This window comes from Streptomyces sp. NPDC001709 (assembly GCF_053596375.1).
The window spans coordinates 90,616-104,924 of sequence record NZ_JBSFGB010000012.1 but is presented as its reverse complement, the minus strand read 5'-3'; the positions used below and the strand labels follow the sequence as shown (position 1 = coordinate 104,924).

At 68.5% G+C, this 14,309-nt stretch carries 11 protein-coding genes; 8 read left to right on the top strand and 3 right to left on the bottom strand.

What is annotated here, in order from left to right:
• Positions 1-555 precede the first annotated feature (555 nt).
• Positions 556-996 carry a hypothetical protein gene (locus ACWC0C_RS19445; RefSeq protein ID WP_450865000.1) on the top strand — a complete coding sequence of 147 codons (441 nt, stop codon included), beginning with the start codon at positions 556-558 and terminating at the stop codon, positions 994-996.
• 6 nt (positions 997-1,002) lie between these two features.
• Complete coding sequence (locus ACWC0C_RS19440) at positions 1,003-1,977, top strand: hypothetical protein (protein ID WP_450864999.1); 975 nt, start codon at positions 1,003-1,005, stop codon at positions 1,975-1,977.
• 873 nt (positions 1,978-2,850) lie between these two features.
• Here ACWC0C_RS19440 and ku read toward each other — a convergent pair.
• Positions 2,851-3,627, bottom strand: a complete 777-nt coding sequence (gene ku / locus ACWC0C_RS19435) for a non-homologous end joining protein Ku (protein ID WP_450864998.1) — start codon at positions 3,625-3,627, stop codon at positions 2,851-2,853.
• A gap of 505 nt (positions 3,628-4,132) precedes the next feature.
• Here ku and ACWC0C_RS19430 point away from each other — a divergent pair.
• Entirely contained in the window at positions 4,133-4,510 is a 378-nt protein-coding gene (locus ACWC0C_RS19430; protein WP_450864997.1) for a hypothetical protein, read from the top strand.
• Positions 4,511-4,745: 235 nt separating this feature from the next.
• On the opposite strand, the gene ACWC0C_RS19425 is transcribed toward ACWC0C_RS19430, so the two are convergent.
• Positions 4,746-5,513 carry a hypothetical protein gene (locus ACWC0C_RS19425; protein ID WP_450864996.1) on the bottom strand — a complete coding sequence of 256 codons (768 nt, stop codon included), beginning with the start codon at positions 5,511-5,513 and terminating at the stop codon, positions 4,746-4,748.
• A 425-nt stretch (positions 5,514-5,938) separates the two neighbouring features.
• Between ACWC0C_RS19425 and ACWC0C_RS19420 the strand changes: the two genes are divergently transcribed.
• The 4 genes from ACWC0C_RS19420 (at position 5,939) to ACWC0C_RS19405 (ending at position 10,574) form a co-directional block, all read left to right on the top strand.
• Positions 5,939-6,865: a hypothetical protein gene (locus ACWC0C_RS19420; protein ID WP_450864995.1), complete on the top strand. Its 927-nt coding sequence runs from the start codon at positions 5,939-5,941 to the stop codon at positions 6,863-6,865.
• A 3-nt stretch (positions 6,866-6,868) separates the two neighbouring features.
• The gene (locus ACWC0C_RS19415) at positions 6,869-8,686 is read left to right on the top strand and encodes a hypothetical protein (protein ID WP_450864994.1); all 1,818 of its coding nucleotides are present in this window, start codon (positions 6,869-6,871) and stop codon (positions 8,684-8,686) included.
• A gap of 382 nt (positions 8,687-9,068) precedes the next feature.
• Positions 9,069-9,734, top strand: a complete 666-nt coding sequence (locus ACWC0C_RS19410; protein ID WP_450864993.1) for a hypothetical protein — start codon at positions 9,069-9,071, stop codon at positions 9,732-9,734.
• A 477-nt stretch (positions 9,735-10,211) separates the two neighbouring features.
• On the top strand, positions 10,212-10,574 hold the full coding sequence (locus ACWC0C_RS19405) for an endonuclease domain-containing protein (protein ID WP_450864992.1): 363 nt from the start codon (positions 10,212-10,214) through the stop codon (positions 10,572-10,574).
• 545 nt (positions 10,575-11,119) lie between these two features.
• Here ACWC0C_RS19405 and ACWC0C_RS19400 read toward each other — a convergent pair.
• Complete coding sequence (locus tag ACWC0C_RS19400) at positions 11,120-13,822, bottom strand: hypothetical protein (RefSeq protein ID WP_450864991.1); 2,703 nt, start codon at positions 13,820-13,822, stop codon at positions 11,120-11,122.
• 126 nt (positions 13,823-13,948) lie between these two features.
• Here ACWC0C_RS19400 and ACWC0C_RS19395 point away from each other — a divergent pair, with 126 nt between their 5' ends.
• On the top strand, positions 13,949-14,233 hold the full coding sequence (locus tag ACWC0C_RS19395) for a helix-turn-helix domain-containing protein (RefSeq protein WP_450864990.1): 285 nt from the start codon (positions 13,949-13,951) through the stop codon (positions 14,231-14,233).
• The last annotated feature ends 76 nt before the right edge of the window (positions 14,234-14,309 follow it).

Sequence of the window (14,309 nt, the reverse complement as noted above, 5' to 3'; positions counted from 1 at the left end):
GCGTCGGGGGTCCTGTGCGCAATGCCAGTCTGTGGAAGGCGTGTTGCGGATGTGGCCGGTGGCTCTTGTGGCGGGACGGTCGGGCCGCGCTGGCCCGCATGGCGGGCAAATCTGCTGTTGCCGCTCCCGCGGTGCGGGCCCCGCCGGCACCCCTCGGAGCCGTACCGGCGTGACAAGGAGGTGCGAGAAAGGAGGGGGTGTGCCCGGGGGGCGGGCGTCTGCTGGCTTTCGGTTGACCGTCAGGCCGGATCGGTGTCGGTGTCGGCCCGTGGTGCGGGAGGTGGGTATCGGCGGCGTCTGGTGATCAGCACCCTGGGCTGAAGCGACGCCCGATGCGAGGGCCGGGCGCGAAGCCGAGCTGGAGACGTGATGCATCACCGAGTCGCTCTGGAGCGTGTCCTACGTGTCCAGGCCGCCATGGACGCTGTAACCGTCCCCGGCACCTTCACCTTCGACCTGGTCCACATCGGTTGCCAAGGCGGACCTCGTAAGGTCGGCAGCAACCATGCTTGGACAACGGACACAGGCCGTTGATGCAGAAGGGACGTACTCACCATGGCAGAGCATGACGCCGACATCGAAATCGACTTCGACGGGGCCGCGGCCACCCGGAGCGAGATCCTCCAGACCCTGCAGCGCTGGCTCGACGACGATGTCTTCCAAGCTTTGCAGCAGCCGGGAACACCCGACTGGTTGCTCGCCCAGCCGTTTCAGGTCGTGGAACGCCTCGAGGAACTGCAGGGGCAGGCAGATGGTGCCGCCCGCGACCTGTCCATTCGTTGGAACACTTCCGCCCTCGGCCATGACGGTACGGAGGAGGGCCTGGTCGACCTGTACCGGCAGGTGCTGATGCACGGTTCCACGGACGACCAACGATCCGTGCTCGCGGCTGGCCAGCTCATCGCTCTGTGGGGAGCAGTGCGCTCTGGCGTACCAGCAGCGATCGCGCATGTCTGGGAACAGCGATTCCCTGAACTCGACCCGAGGCGGCGGTGAGGCAGTGTGATCTGGGACCTCGAGCGCGCGGCACGCGATGCCGACATCGCCTTGGCGGCGCTTGACCAAACCGGTGTCCCGTTTCAGGTCGGCGGTGACGTGGCTCTGGCCCGGCATCTGGCTCTCCAGCGCCAGGCCAGAGAGATCTCGCTGACTACCCCAGTGCCGCACGACACGGACCGGTCCCGGGATGTAGTGCAAGGTGCCCTCGCACATCTGGGGTACAGGGTCCATATCGAGCAACGCCTCGGGCAGCAAGGCCTTGCTCGAGCCATCACCTATCTCCCACCCGAAGGAATACCGGATACGGCCCATGCTGCTGATGCGCTGGCGGTTCGCCTCACCATCTCAGTGATGCCGCAGTACAACGCGCCTGCTGAAATCGGCGGCCTACGGGTCAGCTCGATGACCACCCTGTCCATCCAGACGCTGCAGGCAGTCCAGTCCCGGCTGGACCCCAGGGACTTCGTTGACCTCACCGCGCAGGAGCAGCACTGGGGGCAGGAGGCCTTCGCCAGGCTGACCGAACGGGTGCTTCAGCGAGCAGTGCAGGAGCAGCCGCCGGGCATGGACCCCGTTGAGCCCTATCTGCGACTTTACGGGTCCCTCCTGCAGATCAGGAACATCCCCAATATCCGGTTCTCCGCGCTGGGAGTGCCCTTGGGGCAAGCGGAACAGGTGCGGTCGGCGATCAGGACCATGGCAGAGCGAATCTATGCCAGTAGACCGCGCCCCAAGCCACGCGATGTCGATTCGGCCCTCCAGCGGCTCAGGAACCTGTCTCCCGAGCAGAAGGCCGTATTGCCGACTCGGATGGCCGAGCCGGAAGCACGAGCGGCACTTGCAGGCCGGCGCCCTTCGGCGGTTCCTCCGCCTCCTCCGCTCCCTCCGCCTGTGCAGCCGACACGGCCTGCCGCGGCCGACAGCCAGCGTGTGCATCAACAGGGCACACCGCTGCTGCCCCCGCGCCAGACCCGATAACCACGGGCGTCCGTTGCCATCCGCCAGCATCTCCGGACCAGCACATTCCTTGTCTGGGTAGGTCGCCAGATACAGGGAGGCGAGCCAGGGCGACCCGAACATATGATCTTGGTGCCCGATCGTCCTTCTTCCACTACGAGGTGCGGGAGCATCCGGGCTGCTGGCCGCAGGACACAAGAGTGTGAGGGGAATCCCCATGACCACCGTTCCGGTTCAGGAACTGCCGCAGCGGGCTGCTGTGCGGCCGACGGGAAGGGCTGCCCTCCCCAGTCCCCGCTATGAGGGCCTATTCGTGGAACCGCTCTACACCGTGGAGGTCGACTTCCCCGACGAGGCCGACAGCGTGGCAGACCAGGCGCCCGCCAGAGTGCAGTCACGATCCCGTCGATAGCCCCCGGCGCCAGCACGGTCAGCAGCCGTAGGCGGTTGCCCGGCCTGGCTATGCGGTGCCGTCCTCCGACGCCCCGGCACGGTTCCCCGCGTCCGAGAGTGAACCCCGCAGTGCCGCGGTCCATCCCCGGCAGAGCGGCGACCGTGCCTACCGGATCCCAGCCTGCCAGGTCAGCCAGGGCCAGCGCGCTGTCCGCGGCGCCTTGGTGATGGTCCACGGCCTCTTGGACGTACTCCACGGCCCACGACTCGTCCTGCGCCGAGGCGGCCCGTACGGCGTCGCCGAGGGCCCGCTCGATCACCTCGTCGTTGCTTGCCCCGTGATCGGCTTCCAGGTGCTGAAGAAGTCCCGCCACGTGCCGGGCAGTGCTCGGGGACAGGGTTGCGGCAGTTAGCCAGGGTCCGGGACTTCAGATCATCCGTCATACCTGGGGCAACGAAGCCGACGCCGGGCGAGGAAGGGTGAATCACTCGGCGCGCAGCTTACGGGGACGGCCCACGACCGTCGCGGGCCCGGCGGATGCTGGCCTCCAGCGCCTCCATCAGGTCCTCCGGCGGCGCCACCTCGGGAGGCTCCTCCCAGCCCACGCCCGCCAGTTTGGCTTCCACAACCGCTTCCAGGGCCGCGCCGTACTCGTCGTGCAGGGTGCTGATGTCCACGCCCGTAAGGTGGTCGATCAGCGTCTCGGCAAGCTGCAGCTCCCGCCCGGCGACAGGAACCTGCCCAGGAACGTCCTCGGGTGGCCGGACCTCTTCCGGCCACCGCAGGGCATGAACGACGAGAACTCCCCGCCGCGGCCGCAGCACCGCCAGCCGTTCGCGGGTGCGCGCCGCGAACTTTGCCACACCGAGAACGCCCTTGCGGGTCATCGCCTCCACCAGCAGCACGTACGGGCGCAGGGCGGCTTCCCCATTGGCCGGCCCGGCGTAGTAGAACCGCTCGTATAGCAGTGGGTCGACGTCCCGATCGTTGACGAAGCCGACGATCTCCACCGCCTTGCGAGTGGCCAGCGGGAGATGGTCCAGGTCCTCGCCCCGCAGTACGACCACCCGGCCGTCCGGTGCTTCCCAGCCCCTGCCGATCTCGGACTCGCTGACCTCGCGGGCCTCCGCCTCACACACCCGGCGATGCCGGATCCGAGCCCCATCGGCGGCGTGCACGCGGTGCAGACGCGGCCGCACCTCCTCGATGCCCGTGTAGAGCCTCACTGGCACGCTCACCAGCCCGCAGGTGATATGCCCAGACCACAGCACGCTCATGAGCCCACCCTCTACGCCGCGCACACGGGCCGCACGGCGACTACTCCGCTGGGCGGAACTCCGACCGAACGTCTTTGCGGCCTGAGCCCAAAAGGCCGCCTCCGTCCCGGCACCCTTCAACGGAACCTTCCAGTCTGGTGTCGACTCGATTGGGTGGTGTCGTCTCATTCGGCGATGACCCGACTCTCCGCGCCTCTACGCTCAGCGAGCGCGGCCCTCGTGCGGCCGGGCCGTGGGGGCAGAGAGGTTGCAGTCTGTGGGATCCGCTACGCCGACTATGACATCGCCACACATCGAGGCTGCGGACAGCGACCCGGCATCGCTGGTGCGGGCCCCCGCTGACTGCGCCGTAGTGTTGATACCGTCCGACCCGCCCAGGACCGGGCGTATGGCGTTCTGGCGCCCGGACGGAACAGCTCCGCCACAGGCGGTGAACCGGATAACCGTTGTACGCCCGCACGGGACGTCCGTGCGACGAGGCGAAGCCGAAGCCACCATCTTTCCCATGGCCCAGGCACTGCGGGTGCTCTCCGAGGCACGCCAGATGCCCGGCGGCGCCCCCGCGGCCGCGTTCTGGAGTGCGGCCATGCTCCAAGCCCTGCACCTGCTTGCCCGTGGTCGGCTGTTGCCCGGGGTCAGCCCTGGCGGGTTCGATGCGTGGCGGATCGGTCCCTACGATCCCGAGGACGTCGCGCGACTTCGGGAGCTGGCTGCTGCGATGCCGCCCGAGGCGCGCGCGGTACCGGTCGAGGGGCGGGGTGGGCTGGACCTTCCGCAGGCCGAGCCACTCCTCCGGGCCTTTCTCGACGCGGTCCCCGATGCCCTGGCCCGCACGCCGGCGGCCCCGCTGGCGGCTGGCGGCGATGCCTGGGCGGCTGCCTGATCAAGGTGGTGGTCTCGTGGTGCAAGGTACGGAACTCCGAAGAGTGCCTGTTCACCGGGCCTCAACGTGTTGTCGCGTGCGCTGTCGCCATCCGGCAGATCGCTGTCTGCTTCCGCGGCTGGACTACCTGCGCGCTCCCTGAACGCCGCCTTGGCGCGGGGCACTGCGCGTTGCCGCTGACCGCCGCCAGCGTGGCGCCCGGCGGTGGTCCCGGGATCAGATTTGGGCTGCCGAGCTACATCGGCTGTGGAAGCGCGAAGCCGGGCACATACCACTCCGCGTCGCCCTCCGAACCTTCCCGTTCAAGGATGAGCTCGCCATGTTCACTCGGGGTGAGCCGCTGGTCGGCGAGCTCCCACACGTGGACCTCAACGCCCTCCCTGGCCTGCCGCCGGAGGGCAAGTACTCCCTTCGCCGCGGCCAGGCATGAGGCAGCAAGAAGCGTCGCCAGGCGCATGCGATCGCGCTCACCCTCCGGACCCCGGCAAGGCAGCGACAGCGCGTACGTGCCCAGGGGCAAGCCGCCCCCGGCCTTCGCTACAAGGACGAGCTCGTCTCCCTCCATCGTCTGTCTCAGCACCGCCTCGAGGATCGAAGTCGCGAAGCCTTGGGCCCACGTCCGCGCTTCTACCCCGAACTGGTCCACGGCGGCAGCGAGTACCGCGCGGCATCGGGCCAGCATCGCAATAGCGTCCCGCTCGTGTGCCATGAGGTGCAGGAGCATCTCCGGCGGCTCGCCTTGGAAGACCACCAGCTCGTCCCCCGGTGCCTCTTGACGGGCGTACGCGGCAAACGTCTCTGGCGATCGTTCCGAAAGACCGGCCGCTCGGCAGTAGCGCATGAAGTCCTCAGGGACGAAGGGGCGTAGCAAGGGGCGCATGCCCCCGGTGAGGCACGAGTTCGCCTGGAGCCACACTTCGGACCAGTACGCGGCGAAGGAAGGCTGACGGCCGCCCTGTTCTGGGATGTAGCGGAGGTCTTGCTCGTTGATCGCGACCACCAAGGTGGGGCGTGCTAGGCCCTGCCCGCGAGCTGATCCTTCAGGGCGTCGGCGGCGCTGCTTCTTGGCCCTGTCACGTCCCATGAGACAACGGTACCGGGGCCGAGCCGCTCCCTATGCCTCGGAATCGCTCGTCGCCGGGAGCAGGTGGTGCCGCATGGTGCCGTTCGCAGGCGAGCGGCTGTTCGGACCCGGTGGGGGCGCTCGGACCTGCAATCGGGTCACACCGTGCGGTTGGGGCCCTGTATCGTCGTACGGGCGTACTTCGCTGGTGCGCGCCGCGGCCGGGCCCACCTCCGGCCGAGGGTGAATCGAGCTGCCGCTCGGATGCGAACGTGACCGGTCGTAACGCGTGTCCTGGACGACTCGTACGCTCCCTGGCGACTGCTGTGGTGGGATGGCATCGCCGGGATGTGCAGGAGTCCGTCATGGCACAGCCGAAGAAGAAGACCAACCTCAGCAACCAGCAGCGGATCGCCCGTGCGTTGAACCAGGCATCCGGGTGCGGCTACCAGGAGGCATTGCGGCGGGTCGCCGAGGCCGCGCGTAAGGGTTTGCTGCCAGCGGTTTTGGACAAGGTCGGCCGTGAGCGGGCCGTTGACATCCTGCTCGCCGCCGACACGTCCCTTCTGGAATCGTCCTCAATGCCTGTGCCTCTGTCGGAGCTTTCCCCGTGGGCGGAGCGCGCCCGGGCGGCGCTGGGCGGATTTACGCCGCTGTTCGTCGCGGACCTGGTCGAGGAGGACGAGGAGGGCGAGGCGCACGCCGCGTTCATGTCGTTCTGCGAGGAGACAGAGCCCGACGATCTCGCGGCGGCCTGGCTGTATCTGGGCGCCGGGTGTATCGCGTCCTTCAATCAGGGCCGCGGCCTTCAGACCGTTGGGGAGTGGCGGACCTCGTTGGACCAGCTTGAGCAGCAGATTCAGGAGCACTGGCGGGGCATGGTGGGAGCGGTCGACTTCGCCGACGGGTTCACCACCACTGAGGAGGTCTTCCATCGCGATGTGTGGGACCTGCCCACCATGACGATTCTGGCGGGATTGCCGGAGGCGACCCTGCCTGCGACCCTGCGGGCGTGGGCCCGGGCCTGTGGCAGCGTTGCGGCGGGGGACGCGGGACGTGCGTTGGCCGCTTTCGAGCGGGCCCGTGGACACCGGTTCGCCTTCGACCTGGCGCAGATCCAGGTCTCCATGATGCTGCGATCCCTTACGTCGAACTACACGCTGCCTGAGCTGGTCGAGTTCTCGAGCCAGTTCGCCGACGCGCTGGCCCGCCATCACATCACCGCCGCTGGCCGGGATTCTGGCGCTCCGGCCACGGGGTCTTCCGCCTCTGCTGGCGGACAGGAGGACTGATCCATGTCCCAGTCCCTTCCGGCGATCTCCGCACAGGGCTTCGCTGCGCTCGGCGTGGAGCTGCCCGCGCTCGCCGCGCTCCGGGTCGCGCTGACTGGTGGGGGCGGCGGGAAGTACCACGTCCCCCACTCCGATCTGCGCCGCTACTCCTACGGCGGCTGTCGCTACGCGAAGCCCGCGACGGAAGCAGCCACGTATCCCCTGTTCGACGTGTTCGACGACATCTGCAAGAAGTGTTCCGTCTCCCTGCCTGACGCTCCGGACGCCCTGTGGCGGGCGGCCGCGTTCGTCAGCGAGCGGGCGGTGGCGCTCCAGCGCGCCCGGGCGGATCAGTCGGTGCGCACCTGGCTCGGCTACGCCCGCTATGCGGCCCAGCAGCAGCCGGGTGACGAGGAGCAGTTCGACGCTTGGCTCAAGCGGGCCCGGACGGATCGCAAGCTCAGCAGGGATACGCGGGTACTGGCGACGGCTCGCAAGGAACTGGCCTTCGTATTCGGCGATTTCCTGGCCGACTATGCCGCCGACTGCCCGCAGGTTGACGTGTACAACGGGGCCCGTGATGCGGTGCGCCGCACGGCCGGCAGCCCGGAGCGGCGCGTGCTGGACGAAGTGACCGCCGCCGTGGCGGGAAAGTCGGCCCGGCGCTGGCGGCCGTACGAGTCGCAGCCGGAAGTTGAGGTTTGGCAGCTGGTGTGCGGGGTGTGGCTGGCGGCGCGCTCCCGCGGTCTGGGCGCGGCCCGCACGGTCGAGCTAGTGCGGGACGCCGTGTCCCGGGAGCTGACCGGGGCTCGCGTCGTGGACGTCACCCGCCTTCCGGCACCGCAGAGCCCGGGCGAGAGGTACGACAGCCCGTCGTCCTGGGCAGATCACGAGCTGGCGATGTGGTGGCCGCGCGCGGTCGCCGAGGTGTGTGCGCGGATGGAGGCCGAGTTCGAGGCCGAGTCGGCGCACACGGCGCCGCGGCTGCTACTCGTCCACGACTGGCCGCTCACGAATGCCCGGGATGCTCCCATCGCCTACCTCGCCGCCTCCCCGGTGATCGGCCCGCTGGTCCCTTTCGGCTATCGGCGCCGTGACTACTTCAGCGAGGCCGGGGATGCCGCCGGACCGTCCTACTCGGCGGTCATCGCCGCGCCCGGGCACATCGTCGCCAAGTTGGAGAAGGAGCAGGCTGCCCAAGGCGGCCACTACCCGCCCCGGTTCGTGGTCGGCGGGCCCGTCACCGGCCGCCGCCGAACCGATGAGACGGCCGCCCTCAAGCTGCTGCGCACCGCCTTCCCCGTACTGCCCGGGGACGCCGACAGCGGCCCGGACACGGTGCCGGAGGTCGTCGAGGGACAGCGGCACGCCCGCGCCGCGGCGAGCGGCCGGCTCGAGCGCGGCGGCGACGGCGAGCGGGCCTCCCATATCGCGGCTTCGCTCAGCGACGGCTATGGCTGCTGGATCCCCGGCGGGAGCGAGCAGACCGAGTTCCTCAAGGAGCTTGGCACCTGGCTGAGCTGGCAGGTGCTGCGACTGGACATGTGGTGCGGGCCCGAAGGCGACGACGGTGTCTGGGCCAGCCTGTACGGGACTCTTGACGAGGTCGGTGACGGGATGCTGGCGCTCAAGCCCGGCGGGCGGCACCGCCCGGTCCGGATCCCCCTCAGCCGGGTGGTCGCGCTGGCCGGCGCGCCCCGCTGGGACCAGGACCACCCCTACCGGAAGTCCCCGCTGTGGAAGCCGTACGAGCCTGTCCCCACCAGTGACGCCTCCTCTACCAAGGCACCTCAGCGTCACATGCGCGTACTGCCTCTTCCAGGGAAGGAGGGTGACAGTTGACGGCATTGCTGTGAGGTCCGGTCGCTGAATACGCCTGGTAATGCGGTCAGCGGCCATTGGCGCCAAGCCCATGCTGATCGCGGCGAACTACTGGACCTGCCAGCCGCGGTGGGTGAGCTGCCGTCGCTATGGCTCTGCGCGGGCCAGCGCGTGGACGTCGACGTCCGTCACGGGCGTCCACTGTGCCGCTCACCACCCGTCCTCGAACCGCTGTCCGAGCTGTACGCCGTTGAGTGACTAATGGGGCCTTATTCGCGTCACTGTTTCCTGCTGGCAGAGCCGGTCTCCCGCTGCGCCGTGCTTCGCCGAATCCTCGATGCGGGAGCTGTACCTTCTCGGACTTCGGTACAGAGGGTTCCCTCGGCAGCCCTAGACTCCGGGCATGAGCGCCGACACTGCCCACGTCATCAACCCGTCGGCCGAGGAGGCTTGGCGGCTGGTCGGCCACTACCTCCATGGCCTGGCACATGAGTTCCCCGAACAGTGGCGGTTCCGCGATCACGAGGCGTCGCAGTGCCGTGAGCGGGTGTGGTCGTTGCCCACCGAGAACGGGCAGGACGCACAGGTAGCTCTGTGGTTGCGGCTGTCCGACACCGAGGTGTCCTGTGACGATGCCGGGTGCGCGGCGCGGGAGATGTACCTGACGTGCGATGGCAGCGGCAGTCAGCCGGCGTCCGGCCCGTTGCCCGCGTTCGCCCGGCGCGACGGCTTCGGCTACTTCGAGTACCGGACCCATCCGCACCACGACGGGTGGGCGTGCGACGTCGATCCGGTGGCGGTGCAATGGATGTCTACGGCGCTGGCTCTGTACGGCGGGTACATGCGCATCAACTGGTTCGACATGGGTGGTGCGGACACGATGGGGGCGGGTCACTCGCTGTGGGAGGTCTCCTCGCACCAGGTCCGCGAGATCAGCCGCTGGTCGGCCGTGGTCGGCCCCGCTGGCGTTCAGGACGAGGGGCCGACCAACCCGGCCACCGTGCCGGTTCTCCCGCTTCCGCCCGAGGTCGAGGCCAGGCTCAAGGCAACTGCGGCAGCCCGGCGTTGACGGACCTGTCAGTGTCGTCGTCGGCATGACCGCACACACCACGAATGACCCCGGTGCACAGACGGACAGGTACTCGGGGTCATTCTGCTGCGGCAGCGTGCCGGTCCGGGCCCGAGTGTCAGTGCCGTAGGCCAGGATCCCCCCATGGCCAGCCTGGACGAACTGCCCCCTTACCGACGCGCACAGCTGCTGTGGCGCTGGGCCCCTCAGGGGGTCGCGTTCGTTGAGGACCTGGTCCGCGATGCCGAGAAGCGGCCCTGTCCCCTGCCCTCTCCCCCGCTGGGGCCGCCTGGCCGGAGCCTCGCGGTACCTGGCGATGACGGCCGGTTCCATCTCGAACGGGCGGGTCGGATGCTGTGTGGGGATGCGGGGGCCGCCGGCGCTTGGAGGCACCGTCAGCACTGTGGGTGGATCGAGCGGGAGCACGGGCCGCAGGAGTGGAGGGGCGGCCGTCTGGACGAGGAAGGTGCCGGCACGGTGGTCTGGGGCTCCCTCGTCGTCGAGTGGTCGGTGCAGGCGACCGGCCCGGGCGTGGATCCGGGCACTGTCGACCGGCCGGACCGCTGCCAGGGCGGCTCTTATGAGCTGAGGCACCTGTGGCCGCCGCGTCCGGCCCGTACGGCGTCCATCCGGCGCCTGCGTGCCGCGCTGATCGACGCGCTCGGCGCCGACTGCCACCTGTGCGGCCTATATCCCGGGGCGATGGTCGACCACGACCACCAGACCGGCCGGGTGGGGGGCTTCTCTGTGCGTTCTGCAACCGGGTGCTGGAGGAATGTCCGCACCTCACCGGCTGTCCGAGGGCCGACTATCTGCTCCTACCTCCGGCAGCTGGTCTGAACCTCATCTACCCGGTCAGCCAACAGTGGCGACCCAAGGAGGCTACCCGCCAGCGGGTCATTGGGCAGCTCGGGTTCGATCCCTTCGAGGGTTTGCAATCGCCCTCGTAGGCGCCGGGACAGCGGAGTCGGGGCAACGCGACCATTCGCTTGGGTGAGCGCGCGTGTCGGAAGGCACCAGGGGCCAAGCGCACGGCAGACAGGCCATACCTTGCCTTGTCAGGGCGAATGGGAGAAGTCACCCTCTCCCGCCGTCCGCTCGGTCAGCAGCGGCCACCGGGCGATGAACGAACGGTGGTGGCTAACCGTTTGCACCGCCCCATATGCAGGAACCAGGTGACACCGGCCGGTTCGTCGGCGTGCCGTTCTGCCGACACTCCAGTCGTGCAGGCCACCATTGGGGCAGCGGCCACATCCCGACGGCTACGCGAGGTCCGTGATCGAACGGAAGCGCGCGGAGGCGCAGAATCCTGGACTGCGGCACAGGCGCCCGGACGCGAGTCCCCAAGTGGGGCCTCGCGTCCGGGTTGCCGCTGCTCTCATCTGTCAGGCAGGGCGGCGCAGCGGCAGGGAGAACAGGGCTGCCGGAATGTCGTCTACGCCCTGGGTCTCGAGAGCTTGGCCAAGGGTGTAGTCGGCCACGTCTTCACCCGCCTCGATGAGAGCGGTGAGGGCAGTGAACCAGGAGGTGCCGAGCAGCCTGGATATGCCCCGGGTCTGATCGGGAGGCTGGGGCATCGGAGATAGCTTGATCGTTTTGCGGTGGCCCTCCCACAGGCTCGGCTCCCCGTATTCGGTCAGGAAGGCGCTGTAGGCCTTCTGCTCCTGGATCTCGTTCCAAGTGGACTCCGCCGCACGGTAGGCGGCTCGGGCGGCGTCCCGGATCTCCTCTCGGCGCCGCGCCACCGCCTGGTAGCGCGCGTGAGCGGCTTCGGCTCGCCGGACGAGGTCTGCGTCCAGCCTCAGGACGTCGACCACCTGACCCCATGAAGCCTTCCAGGGATGTCGGCCTCCCAACCGATCCCAGTTGCGCTGGCCGAACGAGGCGCACCGTCCAGCGACTGCCTTCTTGCGACGGTCCCGGTGCCAAAGGAAGCCGTACCCCTCAAGCGTGACTGTTTCTGCCTTGCCGGTAGCCGGATGATCCTCGTCCGTCTCGCCCCAGGAGCTGACCGTCCATGCGACCACGGCGTGCTTGTCCTGCAGCGTCACAGCAGCGACCTCCCGGGCGGGGAACTCCGTGCGGGCGAGCCGGATGGCCTCCTCAGCGAGGACTTCACGCTCCGGACCGGCCAGGTGCTCGGCAAGGGTGGCGCCATGGTCCCAGCTCTCCCACTCGGATGTGCTGCGAAGGGCTGTCCATCGGTTTGGCCGCGCCCCGGGCAGCACCCACTCCCGGCTGCTGCGCGGCTGTCCACGCCGGTTGAAGGTGTGCTCGGTGACGAACGGACCCTTCGGATGCGGCGTGAGCACGACCAGGTGACCGGCATGAGTCTGAGCGATCAGCAGTGCATCCGGGTGTTCGGCCGCCAGCGCGTCCACGACCTCTATGGCAGCGCGGTCGTGTTCGGTGCGCTGCCGGCGCCGGAACTCGGCCAGGATGTCCCGGGCGGCTTTGGCGTCAGCCTCTGCTCCGCGGCCGGTCAGCGGACGGTGAAACCGGTTGGCAAACTTCCACCAGTCAACCAGGCCGACGACGGCCTCTTCGGCTTCCGCCAAACTGACGTCGGATTGCTGCATCAGCATGCCGATCACCATCTGCCGGAAGGGCGCTTCGGCGGCCCTCTCCTGCTCCTTGGCCGTGACTGCGATGTTGATCACGGGCACCATGTCCAGATAGTGCTCCCGGTCGACCCGGTTACGCAGGAAGGTGCGCAGAAGGTCAGGATCGGCTGCGTCGTAGGCAAGGAGGAAGGGGTCCTCGGCGCGCACGGTGCAGGAAGCTCGAACCCTCGCGGGACGGAGTCCTCTGTCGGTCCATATCTCGTCTGTGCGCTCGTAGCGGATGACCAGCCCTCCGTCCGGACGGCGCTGCTCGATCGTGTAGATCGTGCCGGGGCTGGGGGCGTCGGCCGTCGCGGGGTGGAGGCGGGAGTGGCCGCGCTGGTAGTCGTCGCGGCCGTACGCCAGTTGGCGGAAGGCTTCGCTCCTACTGGCCACGATGACCCGCATGCCCGGCCGCAGTTGTGCATTGACGCGCTTCTGCCAGTCGACGAACCGCTCGCTTCCGTCGCCGAGCGCATAGGAGTCCTCCGCGTCCGGGATGAGGACCACCCTGCCAGCGTCGATGGCGTCCTGGTCGAGCAGGTTCAGCCCCTGCTCCGGGTGCGGGTGCAGGATCGTGGTGCGGTCGACGAGCCCCTGTAGTAGCAGTCCCACCTTCATGTACTGCCGCCGGGTTGCGTCGGCCATCTCCTCAGCCTTCTTCCACTGAAGGCTGCCCGGCTCCAGCGGGCGCCCCCAGTGGTCGCGGAAGAGGTTGGCGAACTCGTCCACAGCTGGGAACAGTCGTCGTTCGAGCTTGAGTTCGTTCAAGACCGCAAAGAGACGTTCGCCGTTGCGGACCAGGAAGAACGTCGCGGCGTTCGCTTCCTTCATCGCGGCGTTGAACCAAGGATCCCCCGCATAACGGCGCTCGGTGCGGCTCGGCACCAGCGCCACGATGCCCTTGGGCTCTGGCAGGACCTGGTCCAAGTTCGTGTCGTCGGCCAGAAGCCAGGCGAAGAAGTCATCCAGGCCTTCGACGTCCAGGCCGCCACTCTCGGCGGCAACCATGCACTCTTGATCCGCGCTGAGGACCATCTGCCGCAACACCACGGGCGTGTTCGCCGCAGCCGGCTCGCCTTCCCGAAGCGTCTCGATGGCCTCCTCGATGCCGAGGTAGAGGGTAATCGCCGCGATCCCTTCCTGCATACGCGCGGCCTGGGCCCGCAGCGGTTCCAGTGCCAGGTAGGCCGCCTGCATCTGGGCTTCCATCAACTCCCGGAGTCGTCCCTTTCGCCTGTCGATGTCTTCTTGCAGGCGCTGCAGGCGGGCGAGCTGCCGGACCATGCTGGCCTTGGCCTCGCCTGCCTGCTGGCCGGCAGCCGGAGCGAGCGCGGCACCCTGCTCGGCCTCGGGCTCCGTCGCCGCGGTCAATCGCTGCGCCTCGGCCGCTAACTCGCCCAGTTCCGCGGTGAGCTGTGCGATCTCAGCCGCTGGGTCCTGGGGGAGCCCGGTCTGGCGCGCAGCTGGAAGATGATCGGTCACAGCGGTACTCCCAAGGTCAGAATGCAGCTGGCGGTGAGGTTGGGACACTCTCAACGATATGTTGTTTATAAGCTACATGCTGTGTCGCTTATAGGCAACATGACTCGTTTCAGATACGGTTTGCTCATGCCGAAAGCGCCTGATGACACCGCCGATCCTGCTCTCCTGGCGCGTCGTCAGGCGTTCGGGCGGCGCCTGAAGGACCTACGCGTGCGAGCGCGGTTGTCTCAGGCCCAACTTGCGGAGGCGGCCGGCATGAACCGCGTCTTCTATGTGGGTGTCGAGGGTGGTCGGCGCAACGTGTCGCTGGACAAAGTGTTCGCCTTGGCCGACGCGCTGGGGGTCGAGGTGGGAGAGCTCTTCCACGACCTGAACAGTTCGATCACTGATCCACAGCCAGGAACCGGGTGACGAGACGTCCTACCGGGCAATTCGGCTGTTCGTTCCGGGTGGGCTACGGTCACATATCGCGTGGCCGCTGCTCCCA